21 protein-coding genes are annotated in these 19,222 nt (G+C 70.9%); 10 read left to right on the top strand and 11 right to left on the bottom strand.

Going from position 1 to position 19,222, the window contains the following annotated elements; all coding sequences use genetic code 11:
• The first annotated feature begins 4 nt into the window (after positions 1-4).
• From ACIA8L_RS33785 to ACIA8L_RS33810, 6 genes are all read left to right on the top strand, one after another.
• Positions 5-436: a hypothetical protein gene (locus ACIA8L_RS33785; protein ID WP_395910796.1), complete on the top strand. Its 432-nt coding sequence runs from the start codon at positions 5-7 to the stop codon at positions 434-436.
• A gap of 86 nt (positions 437-522) precedes the next feature.
• Positions 523-915: a nitroreductase family deazaflavin-dependent oxidoreductase gene (locus ACIA8L_RS33790; RefSeq protein ID WP_395910797.1), complete on the top strand. Its 393-nt coding sequence runs from the start codon at positions 523-525 to the stop codon at positions 913-915.
• A gap of 145 nt (positions 916-1,060) precedes the next feature.
• Positions 1,061-2,173: an SPFH domain-containing protein gene (locus ACIA8L_RS33795; RefSeq protein ID WP_395910799.1), complete on the top strand. Its 1,113-nt coding sequence runs from the start codon at positions 1,061-1,063 to the stop codon at positions 2,171-2,173.
• 16 nt (positions 2,174-2,189) lie between these two features.
• Positions 2,190-3,248 (top strand): hypothetical protein, encoded by a 1,059-nt coding sequence (locus ACIA8L_RS33800; protein WP_395910800.1) that lies wholly within the window; start codon positions 2,190-2,192, stop codon positions 3,246-3,248.
• A gap of 59 nt (positions 3,249-3,307) precedes the next feature.
• The gene (locus tag ACIA8L_RS33805; RefSeq protein ID WP_395910802.1) at positions 3,308-4,159 is read left to right on the top strand and encodes an ROK family protein; all 852 of its coding nucleotides are present in this window, start codon (positions 3,308-3,310) and stop codon (positions 4,157-4,159) included.
• A gap of 2 nt (positions 4,160-4,161) precedes the next feature.
• Positions 4,162-6,249, top strand: coding sequence for an alpha-galactosidase (locus ACIA8L_RS33810; protein ID WP_395910804.1), 2,088 nt, complete (start codon positions 4,162-4,164; stop codon positions 6,247-6,249).
• Here the strand turns inward: ACIA8L_RS33810 and ACIA8L_RS33815 are convergent.
• The 6 genes from ACIA8L_RS33815 to ACIA8L_RS33840 all read right to left on the bottom strand — a co-directional run bounded on the left by ACIA8L_RS33815 (position 6,246) and on the right by ACIA8L_RS33840 (position 12,123).
• Positions 6,246-7,025, bottom strand: coding sequence for a hypothetical protein (locus ACIA8L_RS33815; protein WP_395910806.1), 780 nt, complete (start codon positions 7,023-7,025; stop codon positions 6,246-6,248). The genes ACIA8L_RS33810 and ACIA8L_RS33815 overlap by 4 nt on opposite strands.
• 102 nt (positions 7,026-7,127) lie before the next feature.
• A complete protein-coding gene (locus ACIA8L_RS33820; protein ID WP_395910808.1) occupies positions 7,128-7,964 on the bottom strand; it encodes a sugar phosphate isomerase/epimerase family protein in 837 nt (278 codons plus the stop codon).
• Complete coding sequence (locus tag ACIA8L_RS33825) at positions 7,961-9,067, bottom strand: Gfo/Idh/MocA family protein (RefSeq protein WP_395910810.1); 1,107 nt, start codon at positions 9,065-9,067, stop codon at positions 7,961-7,963. The genes ACIA8L_RS33820 and ACIA8L_RS33825 overlap by 4 nt, the downstream gene beginning before the upstream one ends.
• Positions 9,064-9,921 carry a carbohydrate ABC transporter permease gene (locus ACIA8L_RS33830; RefSeq protein ID WP_395910812.1) on the bottom strand — a complete coding sequence of 286 codons (858 nt, stop codon included), beginning with the start codon at positions 9,919-9,921 and terminating at the stop codon, positions 9,064-9,066. Before ACIA8L_RS33830 ends, ACIA8L_RS33825 begins: the two co-directional genes overlap by 4 nt.
• Positions 9,911-10,783 carry a carbohydrate ABC transporter permease gene (locus ACIA8L_RS33835; protein WP_395910814.1) on the bottom strand — a complete coding sequence of 291 codons (873 nt, stop codon included), beginning with the start codon at positions 10,781-10,783 and terminating at the stop codon, positions 9,911-9,913. Before ACIA8L_RS33835 ends, ACIA8L_RS33830 begins: the two co-directional genes overlap by 11 nt.
• Positions 10,780-12,123, bottom strand: a complete 1,344-nt coding sequence (locus ACIA8L_RS33840) for an ABC transporter substrate-binding protein (protein WP_395910816.1) — start codon at positions 12,121-12,123, stop codon at positions 10,780-10,782. The genes ACIA8L_RS33835 and ACIA8L_RS33840 overlap by 4 nt, the downstream gene beginning before the upstream one ends.
• A gap of 133 nt (positions 12,124-12,256) precedes the next feature.
• On the opposite strand from ACIA8L_RS33840, the gene ACIA8L_RS33845 reads away from it, so the two are divergent.
• Positions 12,257-13,279 (top strand): LacI family DNA-binding transcriptional regulator, encoded by a 1,023-nt coding sequence (locus ACIA8L_RS33845; RefSeq protein WP_395910817.1) that lies wholly within the window; start codon positions 12,257-12,259, stop codon positions 13,277-13,279.
• 1 nt (position 13,280) lies between these two features.
• Here ACIA8L_RS33845 and ACIA8L_RS33850 read toward each other — a convergent pair whose 3' ends face one another.
• The 3 genes from ACIA8L_RS33850 to ACIA8L_RS33860 form a co-directional block, all read right to left on the bottom strand.
• Positions 13,281-14,111 (bottom strand): SAM-dependent methyltransferase, encoded by an 831-nt coding sequence (locus ACIA8L_RS33850; RefSeq protein ID WP_395910819.1) that lies wholly within the window; start codon positions 14,109-14,111, stop codon positions 13,281-13,283.
• A gap of 89 nt (positions 14,112-14,200) precedes the next feature.
• A complete protein-coding gene (locus tag ACIA8L_RS33855; RefSeq protein ID WP_395910820.1) occupies positions 14,201-14,824 on the bottom strand; it encodes a hypothetical protein in 624 nt (207 codons plus the stop codon).
• Between the two features lie 85 nt (positions 14,825-14,909).
• Entirely contained in the window at positions 14,910-15,254 is a 345-nt protein-coding gene (locus ACIA8L_RS33860) for a MazG nucleotide pyrophosphohydrolase domain-containing protein (RefSeq protein WP_395910822.1), read from the bottom strand.
• Between ACIA8L_RS33860 and ACIA8L_RS33865 the strand changes: the two genes are divergently transcribed.
• Positions 15,253-16,092 carry a nucleotidyltransferase domain-containing protein gene (locus tag ACIA8L_RS33865; protein WP_395910824.1) on the top strand — a complete coding sequence of 280 codons (840 nt, stop codon included), beginning with the start codon at positions 15,253-15,255 and terminating at the stop codon, positions 16,090-16,092. The genes ACIA8L_RS33860 and ACIA8L_RS33865 overlap by 2 nt on opposite strands.
• Before the next feature lie 60 nt (positions 16,093-16,152).
• Positions 16,153-17,142: a hypothetical protein gene (locus ACIA8L_RS33870; RefSeq protein WP_395910826.1), complete on the top strand. Its 990-nt coding sequence runs from the start codon at positions 16,153-16,155 to the stop codon at positions 17,140-17,142.
• Between the two features lie 4 nt (positions 17,143-17,146).
• Here ACIA8L_RS33870 and ACIA8L_RS33875 read toward each other — a convergent pair whose 3' ends face one another.
• A complete protein-coding gene (locus tag ACIA8L_RS33875) occupies positions 17,147-17,992 on the bottom strand; it encodes an alpha/beta fold hydrolase (RefSeq protein WP_395910827.1) in 846 nt (281 codons plus the stop codon).
• A 57-nt stretch (positions 17,993-18,049) separates the two neighbouring features.
• Between ACIA8L_RS33875 and ACIA8L_RS33880 the strand changes: the two genes are divergently transcribed.
• Positions 18,050-18,664, top strand: a complete 615-nt coding sequence (locus ACIA8L_RS33880) for a TetR/AcrR family transcriptional regulator (protein WP_395910828.1) — start codon at positions 18,050-18,052, stop codon at positions 18,662-18,664.
• Here ACIA8L_RS33880 and ACIA8L_RS33885 read toward each other — a convergent pair.
• On the bottom strand, positions 18,638-18,832 hold the full coding sequence (locus tag ACIA8L_RS33885; protein ID WP_395910830.1) for a hypothetical protein: 195 nt from the start codon (positions 18,830-18,832) through the stop codon (positions 18,638-18,640). The two genes, ACIA8L_RS33880 and ACIA8L_RS33885, sit on opposite strands and share 27 nt — an antisense overlap.
• Between the last annotated feature and the right edge of the window lie 390 nt (positions 18,833-19,222).

Here is a 19,222-nt window from a genome sequence, read left to right on the forward strand (position 1 = left end):
ACCCATGGCCTCCCGCCCTCCCGACGACGCCCTCGCCCGCCTGGCCCGCTGGGACGAACTGCGCCGCCGCGCGAACGGTGGCCGGGCCGGCGCACCCGAGCCGGCGCCGGCGGCGGCCCGCCCGGTGGAGCCGCCCGCGGCCCCGCCCCCCGCGGCCCGGCCGCACCTGGCCCCGCCATCGCCGGCCACGCAGTCGCTGCCGGTCATCGAGGATCTCATCCAGACCCTGCGGGACCTCGCCCAGCGCCACCCGTCGCTGTCCCTGGCCGTCATGGCCGAGGACGCCGGGGTGGTGTGGCACGTGCGCGCCACCCAGACGGCGGCCGGGGTCGAGGTCAAGCTGGGCGCCGGTGACGCACCGGCCTCGTCGACCGCCACCCGCCTGGCCGACCTGCTGCGGGAGCACCCGCGGCTCCTCGACGACCCGGGCCGCTGAGGGTCCGGCGGGACGGGACAAAAGTACTGCCCGACCGGTGACACATCGATCGAGACAGTTCCGGCCGGGCGCGCGAGGATGAGTGCATGGGCATCATGAAGAACCTGATGATCGGCATCCACAAGCGCACCGGCGACCGTTTCGCGGGCATGGACCTGCTCTACATCACGACGGTCGGCGCCAGGAGCGGCAAGGAGCGCGTCTCTCCGGTCGCCCGGTTCCGCGACGGCGACGACGCCTGGCTGGTGGTGGCGTCCAACAACGGGGCCGCCACCAACCCGGCCTGGTATCACAACCTCAAGGCCCACCCCGACCAGGTCTGGATCGAGCACGGCGGCACCAGGCGCCCGGCCACCCCGCACGAGCTCACCGGGGCCGAGCGGGAAGCGGCGCTGCAGAAGATCATCGCCAGTCAGCCCCGGTTCGCCGGCTACCTGAAGAAGACGTCCCGCACGCTGCCGGTCATCCGGTTGACGTAACTCTGCCCGTTTCCCGACTGACGAGCGGACGATCATATCGAGAGAATGGGTCGCGGGCGGTTTCCCGACAGCAACCATCCGGTTTTCAGGAACGGTTGCTAGGGTCTGCGACGCTCGATGATCCGGACGCAAGGGGGAAACCGACGTGGGACTGTGGGATAAAGTCAAGGGCGAGTTCATCGATATCATCGAGTGGCTCGACGACAGCCGAGACACGATCGTCTGGCGGTTCCCGCGCTACCAGAACGAGATCAAGATGGGCGCCAAGCTCGTCGTGCGCGAGTCGCAGGTCGCCGTCTTCGTCAACGAGGGCCAGGTCGCCGACGTGTTCGTGCCGGGCACCTACACCCTGCAGACGCAGAACATGCCGATCCTGTCCACCCTCAAGGGCTGGAAGTACGGCTTCGACTCCCCGTGGAAGGCCGAGGTCTACTACGTCAACACCCGGCAGTTCACGGACTTCAAGTGGGGCACCCAAAACCCGATCATGATGCGGGACGCCGAGTTCGGCATGGTCCGCATCCGGGCGTTCGGCGCCTACTCCCTGCGCGTGGTGCACCCGGAGAACCTGCTCAAGCAGCTCGTCGGCACCGACCCGCAGTTCCGCACCGAAGAGGTGTCGGAGTTCCTGCGCCAGCTGATCGTCGGCCACCTCGGCCCGGCCCTGGCCGCCGCCCAGGTGCCGGTGCTCGACCTGGTCTCGCAGCAGCTGCTGATCGGGCAGAAGCTGGCCGGGGTGCTGACCCAGGAGCTGACCGAATACGGCATCCAGATCCCGAAGTTCATCATCGAGAACATCTCCCTGCCGCCGGAGGTCGAGGAGGCCATCGACAAGCGCACCTCGATGAGCGCGCTGGGCAACCTGGACCAGTACTCGAAGTTCCAGGCCGCCAACGCCATGGAGGACGCCGCCAACAACCCCGGCGGCGCCGGCGAGGGCTTCGGGCTCGGGTTGGGCATGGCCGCCGCGCAGCAGGTCGCGCAGTCCCTGAACCGCCCGACCCAGCCCCAGCCGCAGGCGGCGCCGGCCGGCCCCCCGCCGCTGCCCCAGCAGGCTCAGTGGTTCGCCGCCGTCAACGGCGCCCAGGCCGGCCCGTTCGACGCCGCCGCCCTCGCCCAGCAGGTGCAGGCCGGCGCCATCAACCGCGGCACCCTGGTGTGGAAGAACGGCATGGCCGCCTGGACCCCGGCCGAGCAGGTCCCGGAGCTCGGCAGCATCTTCGCCTCCGTACCCCCGCCGCTCCCCCCGATGGGCTGACCCGACCATGTCGCAAATGCAATACCCCTGCGCCCAGTGCGGCGCCAACGTCGAGTACGCGCCTGGAGCCAGCGTGCTCAAGTGCCCGTACTGCGGCCACGAGACCCCGCTGCAGACCACCGGCATGCGCGTGCGCGAGCACGACTTCCTCACCTTCGCCAGCCTCCCGCGCAAGCCGATCGCGCTGCTGGCCAAGCACGTGTTCGTGTGCCGCAACTGCGGTGCCCAGACCGAGACCGACCAGATCTCGGACCGCTGCCGGTTCTGCAACGCCCCGGTCGTGGCCGAGGTGAGCCCGCAGGACCAGGTGGTGCCCGAGGCGGTGCTGCCGTTCTCGCTGAGCAAGCAGCAGCTGCGGGAGTCGCTCGGCACGTGGGCGAAGTCGCGCTGGTTCGCGCCGTCAGGGCTGAAGGAGGTCTCCGAGGCCGAGACGGCCAGGAGCACCTACCTGCCGCACTGGACCTACGACTCCCGGACGATCACGGACTACCAGGGTCAGCGGGGCGAGCACTACTACGTCACCGAGACCTACACCGAGAACGGTGAGCAGAAGTCCCGCCAGGTGCAGAAGACCCGCTGGTATCACGCACAGGGCCGGGTGTTCCGGGACTTCGACGACGTGCTCGTGACCGGCACGACCAAGGTGACGGCGAAGCACCTCGACGCGCTCGAGCCGTGGCCACTGCCCGAGTCGCAGCCGTACCGCCCGGAGTTCCTCGCCGGCCACGACACCCTGCGCTACGACGTCGAACCCGAGCAGGGCCTCGAGAACGCCAAGGGCAAGATGCGCCCGGTCATCGAGCAGGACTGCCGGGAGGACATCGGCGGCGACGAGCAGCGCGTCGAGCAGATGCACACGCAGTACAACGACGTCACGTTCAAGCTCATGCTGCTGCCGGTGTGGATCGCCTGCTACCTGTACGCCGGCAAGACGTACAACATCCAGGTGAACGGTATGACCGGCGAGGTCGCCGGCGAGCGCCCCTACAGCGCCTTCAAGATCGCCATGGCGATCGTGGGCGCACTGGCCGTGATCGCCGTCATCATCACCATCTTTGCGTTGTCCAAGCACTAAAAAAGTTCAGTGCCACGGCGTCCATCGGGCGCCGTGGCCCTGTGCGATAACGTTTACCGGTGCAGAACACGGTGCGGGTCCTCGAGGTCGGCGGAAGTCATGTGACCGCGGGGAGCGTCGAGGTCAACGCGCACCGCATCGTCGACCGGCAGCGCCACCCGCTCGACCCTTCGCAGGACGCGCTCACCATCATCGGCGCGCTCGCCGACGCGGCCAAACGGCTCCTGCCCGGGCCCGGTGACCGCTGGGCGGTCGCCATGCCGGGCCCCTTCGACTACGTGCACGGGGTCTCCCTGCACGAGGGCGTCAGCAAGTTCGACCAGCTGCACGGCGTCAACCTGCGCGAGGCCCTGGCCGCCGCGATCCCGGCCGAGGCCGCGGCCTTCACGTTCGTCAACGACGCCGACGCGTTCCTGCTCGGCGAGTGGGTCGACGGCGCCGCCACCGGGACCGACCGCAGCGTCGCCATCACGCTCGGCACCGGCATCGGCTCGTCCTGGCTGGCCGACGGGGCCGTCGTCTCGACCGGGCCGGACGTGCCGCCGGACGGCGAGATCCACTTCTGCGACGTCGACGGCGTCAACATCGAGGACCTGGTCTCCGACCGGGCGCTCGTGCGCGGCTACCTGGCCCGCACCGGCGTGACCGTCGACGGCATGCGCGGCCTGGCCGGGCTGGCCCGGGGCGGCGACAAGGACGCCCGCGAGGTCGTCGACACCGCGTTCGGCATCCTCGGCCGGCTGCTCACCGAGTGGCTGGACCGGTTCGGGGCCGAGGTGGTCGTCGTCGGCGGCTCGATGACCGGCGCCTGGGACCTCATCGAACCGGCCCTGCACCTGCCGGTCCCGGCCCGCCCGGTCGCCGACACCGAACGCTCGGCGCTGCTCGGCGCCGCCTACGCCGGGCAGTGAGCATGAGCGTCACCGAGCCCGCCGCCAACGTCTGGGTGCTGCGGACACCCAACAGCGCCTACGTCCTCTCCCTCGGCGGCGAAGACGTCCCGCTCGCCGCGCACTGGGGCGCCCCCGTCGACGACGAGACCGCCGTGGCCCTGGCCAAGGTGCCGTCGGACCCGGCCCGGGGCAGCTGGGAGAGCCGCCTCGACGGGCGCGAGGAGTACCCCTCCGACACCGGGCTGCGCTTCACCGAGCCGGCCCTCGCGCTGCGATTCCCCGACGACAGCCGGACCGTGCGCTGGATGTTCACCGGCAGTGCAGTCGAGGAAGGGCATCTGCGGCTTCGGTACCGTGAGCTGACCCGCCCCGTGCGCCTCACCCTGCACTATCGGGTCTCCGCCCGCCACGACGTGCTGGAGCGCTGGACCGAGCTCGAGACGGACGTGCCGGTCGAGGTCGTCCGGGCCGACAGCGCCGCCTGGTGCCTGCCACCCTTCGACCACCCGCGCCTGAGCAGCCTCCACGGCCGCTGGGGGGCCGACAGCCGGCTCGAGCGCACCGCCCTGCCGCCCGGCGCCGTGCACCTCGGCAGCCGCCGCACCACGACCAGCCCCATGCACAACCCGTGGGTGGCGCTGGACGACGGCACCGCGACGGAGGCGCACGGCGAGGTCTGGACGGCCGCGCTGGCCTGGTCCGGCACGTGGCACATCGACGTCCAGCGGCTGCCCAACGGCCGGGTCGTCGCCAACGTGGGCGCCGGGCACGAGGCGCCCGTCGCGCGGCTTTCCGGCGGTACCACCTATGAAGCCCCGAAATCCTGCGGACTGTGGACCGCCGGTGGTTTCGGCGCCGCCAGCCGGGCCTGGCACGAGTCTATTTTGGCGGGGGTACTCCCACACGCGGGCGAACTGCGCCCGGTCCTCTACAACTCGTGGGAGGCGACCGGGTTCACGCTCGACGAGGCCAACCAGCTGGCCCTGGCCGAGCAGGCCGCGGCGCTGGGCTGCGAGCTGTTCGTGATGGACGACGGCTGGTTCGGCCGCCGGGTCTCCGACAACGCCGGCCTCGGCGACTGGCTGCCCAACTCGGCCCGCTTCCCCAACGGCCTCGGCCCGCTCATCGAGCGCGTCCACGACCTCGGGATGCGGTTCGGGATCTGGGTCGAGCCGGAGATGGTCAACCCGGACAGCGACCTGTATCGCGCGCACCCCGACTGGGTGTATGCGTCACCCGGGTACCCGCGCCACGAACTGCGCAACCAGCTCGTGCTCAACCTCGGCCACCCCGAAGTGGCGGCCTGGCTGCACGACTGGCTCGACAAGCTCCTGACCGACAACGACATCGCGTTCGTCAAGTGGGACATGAACCGCCCGGTCACCGACCCGGGTCCCTACGGCGACCTGCTGTGGTCCACTCGGCATACCCTGGCGCTGTATTCGATCCTGGACCGGCTGCGCCGCGACCACCCGGCCGTCCGCTTCGAGTCGTGCGCGTCCGGCGGCGGCCGCGTCGACCTCGGCGTCCTGGCCCGCACCGACCAGGTGTGGACCAGCGACAACACCGACGCCAGCGACCGGCTGCACATCCAGGAGGGGTTCAGCCAGCTGTACCCGGCCCGGGCCATGACCGCCTGGGTCACCGACGCCCCCAACTTCCTCACCGGCAACCGGCTGCCGCTCAAGTTCCGCTTCCACGTGGCGATGGCCGGTGTCCTCGGTGTGGGCGGTGACCTGCCACAGTGGACAGCCGACGAGCGCGCGCTGGCGATCGATCTGATCGCGCAGTACAAGCGGGTCCGTCCGATTGTCCAACATGGACAGCTGCACCGGCTGCGCTCGCCCCGCGAGTCGAGCGCCCCGGCCCTGGCCTACCTGTCCGCGACCGGTGACGAGGCCGCGGTCTTCCAGTTCCTGGACGGCCACCGCTACGGCGAGCCGGCCCGCCCGGCCCGCCTCCCGTTCCTGCCCGCCGGCACCTGGGCCGACGCGGACACCGGCACCCGCTACCCGGCCGCCTTCCTGGCCACCCACGGCCTCGACGCCGGCCTGTTCCGCGACCACGACAGCGCCGTCACCCACCTGCGCCGCGTCGCCGACGCTTAGCAGCCGATCCGCTGCGGGCCCAGGGCGATGTCGTCCAGCCAGACGTCGAAGCGGGCCGGGGTCGGGCCCGGCTGGTACAGCTGCCAGCCCAGCTTCACCGTGTCGGCCTTGGGGAGCACGAAGTCGACCGGGTTGCCGCCGTGCTTCGTCGTGGTCGCGCTGAGCTCCGGCCGGCTCACCCCGTCGATCCAGAGCGCGACCCGGTTGTCGGCCGGGTCCCACTGCCACTCGAAGCACTGCCACCGGTCGGCGGTCGTCGGCGCGCTCTCCCGCCAGTCGGTCCAGTCACCGGTCGGCCCACCATCGGCGCCGACCCCCCAGAACGACCCCTGCAGCGGCGGCGCCCACTGCCCGCCGATCGGCCGCACCACCTCGGCGCTGCCGCCGCCGGTGATCTCGGCGAGCGTGAAGTGCGCCCAGTCCGGCGCGGTCGGGAACGCGTCGACCTTCACCCGCACCCGCCCGTAGAACGCATTCCCGGGCGCGGCGAAGTCGTCGATGCGCAGAAACGCCCGCCCGTTGCCCTCGGTGTGTACGTTGAGCACCCGGTTGTGCCGCTGCTGCTGGACACTCAGCGCGCCGTGCCTGGTGTCCACACCCCAGCGCAGGGTGGCCGGCCCGCCGAGCGGCAGCCGCTCGAAGTCCTCACAGAACAGCAGCGCCCGATCGGCACACCCCTTGGCCCGCTGGCCGTCCCCGGCGTTGGCCGCCCCACCGGAGGCGAGCACAGCAACGGACACCAACGCGGCAACAGCGATTCGCATCGTGGTCGACATGACCGCAGAGCATGACACACATCGATGCGTAACGCCGGAAACCGCGAAACTTCCACGCTTGTCGACGGACGGCATCTACTGGACGAAGCAGCCGCTGTCCTTTTACAGCAGGGACTTGAGGTAGGCGAGGTTGTCGCGGGTGCGCTCGGGCAGGGGTGCGGCGGTGGAGAAGTCCTCCAGGGTGATCCAGCCGTCGTACCCGTGCTCGCGCAGTGTCCGCAGGTAGGCGCCGACGTCGGCCTGGCCTTCGCGCAGCGTGGCCCAGTCGGCCTTCCACGTGACCGTGCCGTCGGCCGCGGTCGAGACGGCGTGCCAGGCCACGTTCTTCACGTGTACGTGCTGCAGATAGGGGCCGAGCAGCTGGAACGCGGCCCGGTGGTCCTCGTGTCCCTCGTAGATCAGGTTGCCGAGGTCGTGGATGACGCCGATCGTGGCCGGGTCGAGGCCGTCGATCAGCCGCAGGGCCGCCGACGCCGAGGACGTGATGGTCTCGTGGTGCAGCTCGACCATGACCGTCACGCCGAGCCGGGCCGCCTCCGCGGTCGCCCACTCGAGGTCCTTGCGGGCCCCGGCGAACAGGTCGCGGTAGTCGCCGGTCTTCAGCAGCGGCATCGTGACCCGGACCCGGCCCGCGCCGAGCGTTGCGGTGGCGGCGAGGAGGCGGGCGACGTCGGTGCGCTCGAAGCTGCGCGCGTAGCCCCCGAGCCCCGAGTACTGCAGCCCGGCGCCCCTGGTCACCGCGTCGATCTCGGGCAGCCGCTCCTCCAGACCGGTCAGCGGCCAGGTGGCCCGGTTGCCGGCCCAGAAGCCGGGCACGTCGGTCGCCTCCTGGTCGGTGATGCGCCACTCGACGCCGTCCCACCCCTGCGCGGCGAGCTCCTTGGCCGCCTCCTGGGGCGTCCAGTCGGGTGTCGAGGCGGTGAAGACCGAGAACTTCACGGGGTCACTCCCTGGGTGCGAGGTTGCACATCATCGAACGCTCCGTCGAGGACCTCGGTGAAGGACACCGCCCGGCCCAGACTGGCCGACACATAGACCGACCGCACCAGGGCAAGGGCCTCAAGCCCATGCCGCACTTGTACTCCCGGTGCCCGCGCGTGCTCAATGGCGTCCACGAGGTCGTCGTACTGCCGCACGTGCCCGGTCACCCAGCCGTCCGGGTCCTTGGCCGCGCCGTAGACGTCCGGCGGCGAGACGAGGTCGGCGGCGCGCAGGCCCGGGTCGGTGGTCGTGTGGAAGTACTCCAGCTGGTCGTCCTGCAGGACCGCGGAGCCCTCGGTGCCGTAGAGGGCGAGCCGGACCGGCAGGCCGGGCCGCGCCCCGGTCGTGGCGTGCAGCACGGCCAGGGCGCCGGACTCGAACTGGATCGTGGCCGCGGCGACGTCCTCGACCTCGATCCGCTCGTGGCTGGCCAGGGCCGTCCGCGCGTAGACCTCGGCGGGCCGCCCGAGCAGGGCGAGCATCTGGTCGACGAGGTGGATGCCCTGGTTGGCCAGGGCCCCGCCGCCGTCGAAGGCCCACGTGCCGCGCCAGTCGGCGGAGTCGTAGTAGGCCTGGTCGCGCCACCACGGCATCGACACCACGGCCGAGGTGACCCGGCCCAGCCGGTTGTCCTGGACGGCTCGGCGGACGGCGACGGTCGCGGGGTCGAAGCGGTGCTGGCTGACGACGGAGCTCACCAAGCCGCGGCCGGTGGCCGCCTCCGCCACCGTGGCGAACGCCCGGGCCTTGGCCAGGTCGGTGTCGAGGGGCTTCTCGATGAGCAGGTGCGCGCCGGCCGCCAGTGTCTCTTCCGCGGCGGCGATGTGCAGACCACTGGGCGTACAAATGGCGACGATGTGGATTGTGGCTTGTGCGAACGCTTCGGTGAGGGTGAGGTGGACCGAAGGTCGCGGGTCGAGGGTGGCGGCGAGGGCTTCGGCGGCTTCGATGCGGGCGTCGACCAGGGCCGTCACCTGGAGTTTCGGGTGGCGGGCGATGGCTTTCGCGTGGTGGGCGCCGATGATGCCGCTGCCGACGATCGCGACGTTGAGCACTGTCACTTCACTCCCCCGGCCGTGAGGCCGCCGACTAGGAACCGTTGGAACGCCAGATACAGGACGACGACCGGCAGGGCGCAGACCAGAGCCGATGCCATGAGCTGACCGTATAGCGGTATCGCGCCGCCTTCCTGGGTGGCCCCGAAGACCTGCAGCGCGACGGCGGCGGTGCGGGTGTCGGCGTCGGTGATGACGGAGGCGAAGAGCACGTCGTTCCAGCCGAGCAGGAACGCGAAGATGGCCGAGACGACCAGGCCGGGCCAGCTCAGCGGGATGACGATGGAGCGCAGGATCCGCCACGACGAGGCCCCGTCGAGCCGGGCCGCCTCGTCCAGCTCCGCCGGCAGGCCGCGCAGGTAGGTGACCATGACCCAGGTCGAGAACGGCAGCGCGAACGTCAGGTAGGTCACGAACAGCGCCCAGCGGGTGCCGATGGTGTCGATGCTGAGGATCCGCGACAGGTTGGCGAAGAGGACGAACACCGGCAGCAGCATCAGGGTGCCGGGGATGCTCTGCAGGGCCAGGAGCGCGCGCAGGATCAGGCCGCGGCCCAGGAACGTGAAGCGCACCAGGACGTAGGCGGTGGCCACCGACACCAGCGCCGAGATCACGGCGACGCCGCCGGCGACGAGGACGCTGTTGGTCAGGCCGGCACCGAGCTCGACGGTGTCCCAGATCTCGGCGTAGTTGCCGGGGTGGAAGGCGCTGGGCCAGAAGTCGCCGGCCGCCACCGCGAGGTCGTCGTTCACGCTGGCGAAGAGCATGTAGAGGACGGGCAGTCCGACGAAGACGCCCAGGACGGCGATGATGGCGGTCTGCAGCCACCTCGGCAGCAGGCGATGGACGTCAGTCTTCATCGGTGTTCAGCTTCACCGCTCGCAGGTAGACGGACAGCGGGATGGCCACCAGGACCAGCGACAGCACCGCCATCGCCGCGCTGAGGCCGAACTTGAAGTTCTGGAAGCTCTCCACGTAGGTCAGCACCGGCAGGACCTCGACGTCGTGCGGGGCCGGGATGCCGAAGAGGACGTAGGGCAGGGTGAAGCTGTTGAGCGTGTGCAGGAACTCGATGACCATGCCGAGGCCCAGCACGCCGCGCAGGTGCGGGAGGATGATGCGGCGCAGCTTCTCCCACCAGCCGGCGCCGTCCAGGGCCGCGGCCTCGTGCACGTCGTCGGGGACGCCCTGCAGGCCGGACAGTGCCAGGAGGTACAGCAGCGGCCAGGACGTCCACAGTTGCACGACGACGAGCGCCCAGTAGCTGCGCGGGCCGTTCAGCCACAGGTAGTCCGTGCCGGTGGCGTGCCCGAGCGGGCCGCCCGGCTGCAGGATCGTGCGCCAGACGGTGCCGACGACGAACGCCGGCAGCACGTAGGGGATCAGGAACGCGGACCGGACCAGGGCCCGGCCGGCGAAGCGCTGCTGGGTGGCGAGGGCGGCGGCCAGACCGAGCGGCACCGCCAGCACGGTGACGATGACCGCGTAGCCGACGGTGACCCAGATCGCGTGCGGCAGCGCCGTCTCCCGCCACGCCTCGACGTAGTTGTCGAGGCCGACACCGGGGGCGTCGGTCCACTGCCGCAGCGTGTACTGATTGAGGTCCAATGTGGACACCAGCAGCGCGACCGCGAGGGGCACCAGGATGACCACGGCCATCAGCACGCCGCCCGGCGCCAGCATCCACAGGGGACGCTGACGCCGGGAGACGGCTTTGCTCATTTGGCTTCGTCCACGGCGCTCTGGGCGTCCTTCTGCGCGGCGGTGACGAGGGACTTCAGCTTGCCGTCGTCCACCTTGCCGGCCTTGAGATCCGGGATGGACTGCACGACCACGTTGAGCAGCGCCAGCTGGACCTTGCTCCAGCCCCCGTTGAACGGCGTGCCGGCCGACTTCGACGACGAGTCCACAATGGCCGCCAGGGCGGGGTCGGCCTGCAGCTCCTTGGCCGCGGCGGCGTTCGTGGGGAGCTCACCGAACGTCTTGTAGTAGGCCTTCTGCTGCTCGGCCGACGTCAGCAGCTTGACCAGGGCAAGAGCCAGATCCTTGTTCTTGGTGTACTTCGCGACGACGAGGTTGTCGCCGGAGAGAATACTGGTGGCCGGCACCCCGTTGCTCGGCTTCGAGGTCGCGCCGGGCGGGACGGTGGGCATGACGGCATACGCATACTTGCCCGCGACCTGCGACTTGTCCAGGGTCACCTTCGACGTGGCCGAGACCATCGGCAGGAACGCGGCCTTCCCGGCCCCGAACTCGGCGATCGCCTGCGCGTTCTTCCAGCCGACGGCGGCCGGGTCGACGACCTTGTCGGTCGCCAGCCAGCCGAGGTAGGTCTGGTAGGCCTTGAGGGTCGCCGGGTCGTCGAGCGAGGCCTTCTTGCCGGCGACGAGGGGGTTGCCGGCCTGGACGGACATCGCCCAGATGAACTTCCACGGGTCGAACCCGTCGGCGTAGGCGACGGCCATGCCGTGGGTGCTCCCGTTGGTCAGCCGCTTCGCTTGGTCCCGCAGGCCGTCCCAGGTGTCGGCGGGCTTGTCGATGCCGGCCGCCTTGAGCAGCTCGGTGTTGTAGGCCATCACGAACGGGCGGCTCGTGAACGGGATGCCGACCTGGTGCTGGGCGTCCGGGCCGGAGATGCCGAGGGCGGCCTGGACGAAGTTCGCCTTGCCGCCGACCTTGTTCCAGTCGGCGTCCTGCAGCTCGAGGAACGCGCCGGTGGCGTAGGCGGTCGGGGTGAACGTGGTGCCAAGGCTGTAGATGTCCGGCCCCTGGCCCGACACGACCGAGGTCTGAATCTTGGTCAGCTCGTCGTTGGCCGACGCGAACGTCTCGAACTTGACCTCGGCGCCGGTCTGCGCCTTGAACGCGTTGCTGGTGTCGGTGAACCACTGCTTCTGCTGCTGCGGGTAGATCGTGTTGGCCTGCACCAGTACGTTGATCGTCTTCCCGGCCCCGTTCAGCTCGGAGCCGGGGTCGTTGCCGGTCTTGGCGCTGTCGTTCGCACAGGCGGCGAGGGCGAGCGCGGCGGCGGTACCAATGGCGAGGGCTTTGAAGGTTTGCATAGGGGTGTCTTCTTCCTCGTCGCTGACGTATTGGGGTGTGCGACTACGGACGATTGGTTGCGGACGCTATCAACGCTGGTGAAGGGCTGGCAATCGTTTGCCATCGTTTGCCAAATCTGTTTCGCTGTCGGGCATGCCCCGCCCCGCCGGCCCCGACCGCCCAGTGACCATCAACGACATCGCCGCCGCCGCGGGCGTCGCCGCCTCGACGGTCTCCCGCGCCCTGAACAACCCGGGCCGCGTGAATGCCGCCACCCGCGAACGCATCGAGGCCGCCGCCCGCGAGCTCCGCTACGTCCCCAACTCGCCGGCCCGGGCGCTGTCCTCCGGCCGCACCCGAGCGATCGCCGTCCTCGTCTCGGACGTGACGAACCCGTTCTACTTCGGCGTCATCCGGGGCACGCAGCAGCAGCTGAAGGCGGCCGGCTACGCCCAGCTGCTGATCGACACCGAGGACTCCGGCGAGTTGGAGGCCGAGATGCTGCACAAGATGCGCCGCTCGCTGGACGGCGCCATCCTGGCCGCGTCCCGCCTCTCCGACCGCGAACTGTCCCGCCTGGCCGGCGAGATCCCCCTGGTGACGATCAACCGCAACATCCGCGGCGTCCCGAGCGCCATCATCGACACCCCGGCCGGCATAAGCCAGGCCGCCGAGCACCTACTCTCACTGGGCCACCGCGACATCGCCTACGTCTCCGGCCCGCAACGCTCCTGGCCCAACGAGGCCCGCTGGCACGCCATGCGCGAGGTGGCGACCCGCCACCGCCTCACCTTCACCCGCGTGGGCCCGTTCCCGTCCGGCCGCGGCTCCGGCCCGGCCGCCGCCGACGCGGTTCTGAACACGGGCGCGACGGCCTGCATCGTCTTCAACGACCTGCTGGCGATCGGCATCCTGCAGCGCCTGCGCGAACGCCACGTCCGCGTCCCCGAGGACCTGAGCGTCGTGGGCTGCGACGACATCTTCGGCGCGGACTTCTGCCACCCACCTTTGACCACGCTGACCGCCCCGATCGAACAGGCCGGCCGCGTGGCGGTGTCGATGCTCCTGTCCCGCCTCGACCGCAGCGCCGCCCCGTCCCCCACGACCCGGCAGCAGGTCATGCTCCCCGTCCACCTGACGGTCCGGGCCTCCACCGGCCCGGCCCGGGAGACGTGAGTTACGGGACGCGGGCGACCACGCCGTACATGGCCGTGTCGACCAGGGGCGGCCGGTCCTCTTCGGGGATCGGGTTGCGCCAGGCGGTCACCGGCACGACGCCGGGGTCGACGACCTCGAGGTCGGTGAAGAAGCGGGCCACCTCGTCCTTGCTGCGCGGCATGGCGTCCATCTTCAGGCGGCCGGCGGCGATCTCGCGGAGGGCATACTCGCGGGCGACGGGGTCGTTGAGGTCCGCCGTGCCGTGGGTCATGACCACATAGCTGCCCGACGGGAGGGCGTCGACCAGGGACTTCACGATCTCGTAGGGCTTGTCCTCGTCGAAGAGGAAGTGCACGATCGCGATCAGCATCAGCGCGACCGGCTGGTGCAGGTCCAGGGTCTTGCGGAGGCTCTCGTCCCGCAGGATCGTGCTCGGGTCGCGCAGGTCGGCGTCGATGTAGGCGGTGGCGCCCTCGGGCGTGCTGGTCAGCAGGGCGCGGGCGTGGGTCAGGACGATCGGGTCGTTGTCCACGTAGACGATCCGGGACTCGGGCGCGACCTTCTGGGCCACCTCGTGGGTGTTGTTGGCGGTGGGGATGCCGGTGCCGATGTCCAGGAACTGGCGGATGCCCGCCTCGCCGGCCAGATACCGGACCGCCCGTTGCAGAAAGTAGCGGTTTTCCAGGGCCGTGGTGCGGATCGCCGGGTAGACGCGGGCGATCGCCTCACCGGACTCGCGGTCGGCGGCGAAGTTGTCCTTGCCGCCCAGCCAGTAGTTGTAGCGGCGGGCGGGGTGTGCGGTGGTCGTGTCGATCCGACCGGACCAGTCTTCGCCGGAACCGTCTGCCATGACCACACATCGTAGGCCATCACCGCCTGCCGCGGACAGCGAGCCAAGATCTCCTTTGCGTGACACGCGGACAAAAGGGACCCGCGGCGCTAGTGCGCCGTGAGGTCCAGGGCGTAGCGATCCTCGGTCGGGACGAAGCCCAGGCGGGAGTAGTAGGGCGCGACCATGCCGGGCGGGGTGAGGACCCGCCGGAAGCCGTGGGCGGTGAGCTGGCCGCTGCGGCGGAACACGAACTCCCCCGGCGACAGGTCCCGGTACCGCTGCGTCACGTAGTCGAGCTCGAGCAGCGCGACCTCGGGGTCGCCCGGGTCGGGGCGGAGCATGAGCACGCCGACCACCTCGTCGCCGTTGAGCGTCAGGAAGGCGAGGCGATGCTCGTCGTCGAAGCGGAAGTCGGGGTTGAACTTGGCGATGTCACTCCAGTGCACCCGCAGCACGTGGGCGAGGAAGTTGTCGTCCGTCGCGACCTCGACCACCTGGTAGGTGCGCTCGTCGTGGCGGGTGCGCAGCAGGGAGTACAGCTGCCAGATGTTGATGATGGCCAGGGTGAAGTTGAGCGCCGCCATCGGCCAGACCTCGGCCAGGGCGTTGTAGGCGACTAAAATCACCGAGCCGACGAGGTTCCAGATCCGCAGCCGCAGCAGCCGGCGCTGCAGCAGGGACCACACCAGCAGGGCCGACCCCGCCCACCCCACGATCTCCAGCCAGTTCATGCCGACGCCTCCGCAAGCTCCGGCGCCGCCCTGAGCTCCACCCTGAGCTCATGATTCGCGGCCACTCCGCTACGCTCCGTACCGCTCATGCCCCTTCCTCCCGCCAGCCTCGGGTATAGATCACGTCGAGCTTCGCCGCCAGGGCCTTCTCAAGATCGATGCCGAGGGTGTGCGCGGTCACGAACGCGGTCAGGACCACGTCGGCCAGCTCGGCCTCGACGTCGGAGAAGGGCCCGGTGCGGCGGGCAAACCCGAAGTGCCGGCGCACCGCACCGACGAACTCACCGGCCTCCTCGGCCAGCGCGAGGGCCTGGCGCAGGTGCGGTGTCTCGGTGAACCCGGCATCGGTGAGCTTGTCGGCCACGTCGGCGGCGACGGACGGCAGTGCGGCGAGCGTGAAGGGGCGCGAGTTGTCCACAATGCTCAGCATGACGGAGTACCTCGCACCATTGGCCGACCGGCTCGCCGACGTCGGGGGCGTGCGAGGGGTCACGCTCGGCGGCAGCCGGGCCCGCGGCACCCACCGCCCCGACTCCGACTACGACCTCGGCCTCTACTACCGCGGCCCGCTCGACGTGGCCGCCCTGCGCACGCTGGCCGCCGAGCTCGCCGACGAGCCGGCCGAGATCACCGACCCGGGCGGCTGGGGCCCCTGGGTCGACGGCGGCGGCTGGCTCACCGTCGCCGGCCACCGCGTCGACTGGATCTACCGCGACCTCGACCGGGTCGAACACGTCTGGGCCGAGTGCCGCGAAGGACGCTACGAGATCGCCTTCCAGCCCGGCCACCCCCTCGGCTTCTACTCCCATACCTACGCGGGCGAGGTCGCCCTGGCCCGCCTCCTGTCCGACCCGAGCGGCGAACTGACCGAGCTGCGGGCCGAGATCGACCACTACCCGCCGAAGCTGCGAACCGCGCTGGTCAACGGGCTGTGGGAGGCTGACTTCGCCACCCGGATCGCACGGTACGGCGCGAAAGGCAACGACCCCGTGTACGCCGCCGGCTGCCTGTTCCGCGCGGCCGGCGTCCTCTGCCACGCCCTGCACGCCGCCGCCGGCCGCTGGCTCCTCAACGAGAAAGCCATGATCGCCGCGACCGCCCAGCTCCCGGCCGCCCCCACCGCCTTCGCCGCCCGCCTCGGCACGATCCTCGGCGCGGTCGGCACCGACCCGGCCGCGATCGACGCCACCATCGACGCCATGACCACCCTGACCACCGAAGTCCGCGCGGCGATCGACGGCGGCGACGGCCCGGCCTTCACGTTCTGATACCTCCCGCATGCCGGGGCCCGCATTGCGCCGCCGCGTCGATGCCGGTACGAAATGCGCATGTCCAGTTCTGGCCCGAGTCCCCGGCCGGCCGCGCCACTCAAGGAGCTGCTCGGCGGCACGACGGCCGTCGTGGGCACCGCGTACGGGCTCGCATACAGCGCCCACCTGGGCTTCTGGGGTGCGTTCGGCCTGTCGCCGGGGCAGGTGGGCATCAGCGGCACCGAGCTGCTCGGACGCCTCACGGTCGGCGCCGCCTGGATCCTGCTCGTCGGAGGCCTGTTCGCCCTGGCCGGCCCGGCGGTGTACTGGCTGGCCGAGCGATGGAAGCCGACCGCGCGGGCGGCACTCCCCATCGCGATAGCCACGCCGCTGGTCGTCGGCTACCTGCTGCTCTGGACGCTGTCCGGCGTGGAGCTCAGCCTCGCCGGCTTCGCCGCGATCCTGGTCGGTGTCGCCTGGATCGGCGGGTCGGCCGCGGTGGGGAAACTGAAGGTGAATGTCGACCACCACACGGTCGGTGGGCCGATCAGACGGCCGGTGGTCGCGGCCGGCGTCCAGCGCGGCGCCCTGGCGTTGGGTATCGCCGGGCTGCTCGCCGTCCTGACCAACCTCTGGATGTTCGGCATCGGCGAGAAGCTGGCCAACGGCTCCCGCAGCCCGGCCACCTTCGTCATCGGTGCGACGCCGCCCTACGCGACGGTAATCTGGAGCGATCCGGCCAAAGTTCCCGCCTCGTACGTCCACCATGGCATGACGATCCTCATGCCGTGCGGGGCACCCCAGCCGGCGTCGGCGCAGTGTCAGTATCTGCGGCCGCTGCTCTTTCTCGGCACCGCCGACGGCGCCAGCGTGGTCTGGGACTGCAAGGCCCACGCGACGTACTTCGTGGCCGGCGCTGACGCCCGCGTCGAACTGTCCCGCGACAGATTCCGCGGGCTCGACGCGGAGAGGCTGTCCGCCGCGCTCGGCTGCTCCCGTGACGCCGAAGGGCCCGCGCTGGTGCCGTCGCCGGCGAGCACGCCGAGTCCACGTGTCAGCGCCACCTGATCACTCATGCGAAGAACTGCCTGAGTGCGGCGGCGATCGTGTGGGGGCGGCCGTCGTTTTCCGGGGCTTCGTGGGTGAGGGCGGCGAACGTGTGGCGCTGGGCGTGCGGGAGGACCTCCTCGAGGGCGTCCAGCGCTGCTCGCAGATAGGCCGGGCTGCGGGTGCCGCCGAGGAGCAGGGCCTGTGCCGGTACCCCCGAATAGTCTGGCAGTGTTCCGGACAGCTCCCGCACCAGGCGCATGTCGTAGCGTTGCGTCGGGATGAGGTCGGCGATCGTCGCCTCGTCGGGGGTGGGGCGCTGGACGCGCAGGCCGAGGGCGATGACCGGGGTGAGTGCGAAGCGTGGGACGCGGCTGAAGGTGGGTTCGAGGCCGGTGCCCTTCAGCGCGGTGATCAGTGCGGCGGCGGGGTGGCCGGTGTCGAGTTCCCGCTCGTAGCGGGGCAGCCAGGCGGTCGGGATGGCGCCGGCTTCGACCATGAGCGGCGGCTCGTAGAGGGCGATGTGCCGCAGCCGCGGGGTTTGCAGCGCGGTCCGCAGGGTGACGAGGGCGCCGGAGCTGTGGCCGAACACGTGCTCGGTGCCGGTGGCGGCCAGGAGGGCCCGCAGGTCCTCGACCTCGCGCTGGACACCGTAGTGCGGGCCGTGCGGGCCGCTGCGGCCGCGGCCGCGGCGGTCGGGGACGTAGACACGGAACGTGTCGGCCAGGTCGGCGGCGAGGGTCGAGAAGTGCTGGGCCGCCTTCATGCCGCCGTGGACCAGGAGCAGGCCGGGGCCGTGCTCGCCGTACTGCCGGTAGCCGATCGCGGTCCCGTCGGCCGACCGAATCTCCGCCTTGCTGTAGTCGGGCATGCCCGTGAGCTTAGGTATACCGGGTTTACTTTTCAACCCGGTATACAGTGCTGTGTTGTGAGTGACACCGGCCTGCGCGAACGGCAGCGGCTGCGCATCCAGCGGGCGATCCAGGACGCCGCCACCCGCCTGTTCCTGGCCTCCGGGTTCGAGGCGGTGAGCGTCAACGAGATCGCCGCCGCCGCCGAGGTCTCCAAGCGGACGCTGTTCAAGTACTTCCCAAGCAAGGAAGACCTGGTCATCGGCTCGTTCAGCGACCACCAGGACGAGCTCGCCGGGGTCGTCGCGGCCGCCCGCCCCACCGGCGCCCTGGCCGCGCTCGAAGCGCACTTCCTGGCCGGGCTCGCCGCCCGGGACCCGGTGACCGGGCTCGACGACCGCCCGCAGACCCTGGCGTTCGTGGCGATGGTGCTGTCGGCGCCGGGGCTGCAGTCGCGGCTGCTGCTGTACCAGAGCCGCGCCGAAGCTTCTCTGACGACGGCTCTCGAAGGCCGCACGGACCCGACCACGGCCCGCCTGGCCGCCTATCAGATCTTCGCCGTCCACCGCGCCCTCGCCGACGAGAACCGCACCGCGCTGACCACCGGCACGACCGCCGACGAGCACCACCCGGCCGCCGTCGCCGCCGCCCGCCGCGCCTACGACCTACTCCGCCACGGCCTCGAGCTCTGAGCGGTCCAGCGCGGCGGCGAGGCGGTCCAGCCAGCCGGCGACCGGGCCGGCCATCGCCTCGTGCGGGGTCACGGCCCAGGCCCGTACGGCGGGTGCGGCGAGGTCGGCGGTGCCGGTCAGGACCCGCAGCCGGATCCGGGCGGAGCGTGAGGTGCGTTTCGAAGTCACCGTCGAGAACGTCACCGTCGAACATGTCCGTCAGTAGCCGGTGTGCGGGACATCGAACAGCGGATGGCGTTGGCGCGCGAGCGGCTGCGGGTGGTCGCGCCGGAGGTCGTCGCGCGGCTGGAGGACATCCGGGTCCGGCTCGACGGTCCGGAGGGGTGAGGGGTGGTCCGGGCCCGTGGAGGGGCGGGTCCGGCCCACGATCGCAGTGCCCGGCGGGTCCGGGGCGGGTGCGATGCGGTTGCGGTGTAAGGGATCCCGGCTGACATCGCGTCGGGTGGTCGGTCGGATCGCGTGGCCGGGTGGCCGAAAACCGTTGCCAGGCCGCGACTTCGGAGCTCCGCTGAGTCATTGTGGATCTCGCGCTGCTCGGAGTCGTGCGGCGGGAACGGA

The organism is Dactylosporangium sp. NPDC051541 (assembly GCF_044454505.1).
Taxonomy (GTDB): Bacteria; Actinomycetota; Actinomycetes; order Mycobacteriales; family Micromonosporaceae; genus Dactylosporangium.

Coding starts and splice junctions, on each gene's coding strand:
- ACIA8L_RS33875 (WP_395910827.1), bottom strand. CDS start 17,992: ATGCCCGACTACAGCAAGGCGGAGATTCGGTCGGCCGACGGGACCGCG.
- ACIA8L_RS33845 (WP_395910817.1), top strand. CDS start 12,257: ATGCCCCGCCCCGCCGGCCCCGACCGCCCAGTGACCATCAACGACATC.
- ACIA8L_RS33785 (WP_395910796.1), top strand. CDS start 5: ATGGCCTCCCGCCCTCCCGACGACGCCCTCGCCCGCCTGGCCCGCTGG.
- ACIA8L_RS33835 (WP_395910814.1), bottom strand. CDS start 10,783: ATGAGCAAAGCCGTCTCCCGGCGTCAGCGTCCCCTGTGGATGCTGGCG.
- ACIA8L_RS33860 (WP_395910822.1), bottom strand. CDS start 15,254: ATGCTGAGCATTGTGGACAACTCGCGCCCCTTCACGCTCGCCGCACTG.
- ACIA8L_RS33840 (WP_395910816.1), bottom strand. CDS start 12,123: ATGCAAACCTTCAAAGCCCTCGCCATTGGTACCGCCGCCGCGCTCGCC.
- ACIA8L_RS33790 (WP_395910797.1), top strand. CDS start 523: ATGGGCATCATGAAGAACCTGATGATCGGCATCCACAAGCGCACCGGC.
- ACIA8L_RS33855 (WP_395910820.1), bottom strand. CDS start 14,824: ATGAACTGGCTGGAGATCGTGGGGTGGGCGGGGTCGGCCCTGCTGGTG.
- ACIA8L_RS33810 (WP_395910804.1), top strand. CDS start 4,162: ATGAGCGTCACCGAGCCCGCCGCCAACGTCTGGGTGCTGCGGACACCC.
- ACIA8L_RS33800 (WP_395910800.1), top strand. CDS start 2,190: ATGCAATACCCCTGCGCCCAGTGCGGCGCCAACGTCGAGTACGCGCCT.
- ACIA8L_RS33815 (WP_395910806.1), bottom strand. CDS start 7,025: ATGTCGACCACGATGCGAATCGCTGTTGCCGCGTTGGTGTCCGTTGCT.
- ACIA8L_RS33870 (WP_395910826.1), top strand. CDS start 16,153: ATGTCCAGTTCTGGCCCGAGTCCCCGGCCGGCCGCGCCACTCAAGGAG.
- ACIA8L_RS33830 (WP_395910812.1), bottom strand. CDS start 9,921: ATGAAGACTGACGTCCATCGCCTGCTGCCGAGGTGGCTGCAGACCGCC.
- ACIA8L_RS33865 (WP_395910824.1), top strand. CDS start 15,253: ATGACGGAGTACCTCGCACCATTGGCCGACCGGCTCGCCGACGTCGGG.
- ACIA8L_RS33850 (WP_395910819.1), bottom strand. CDS start 14,111: ATGGCAGACGGTTCCGGCGAAGACTGGTCCGGTCGGATCGACACGACC.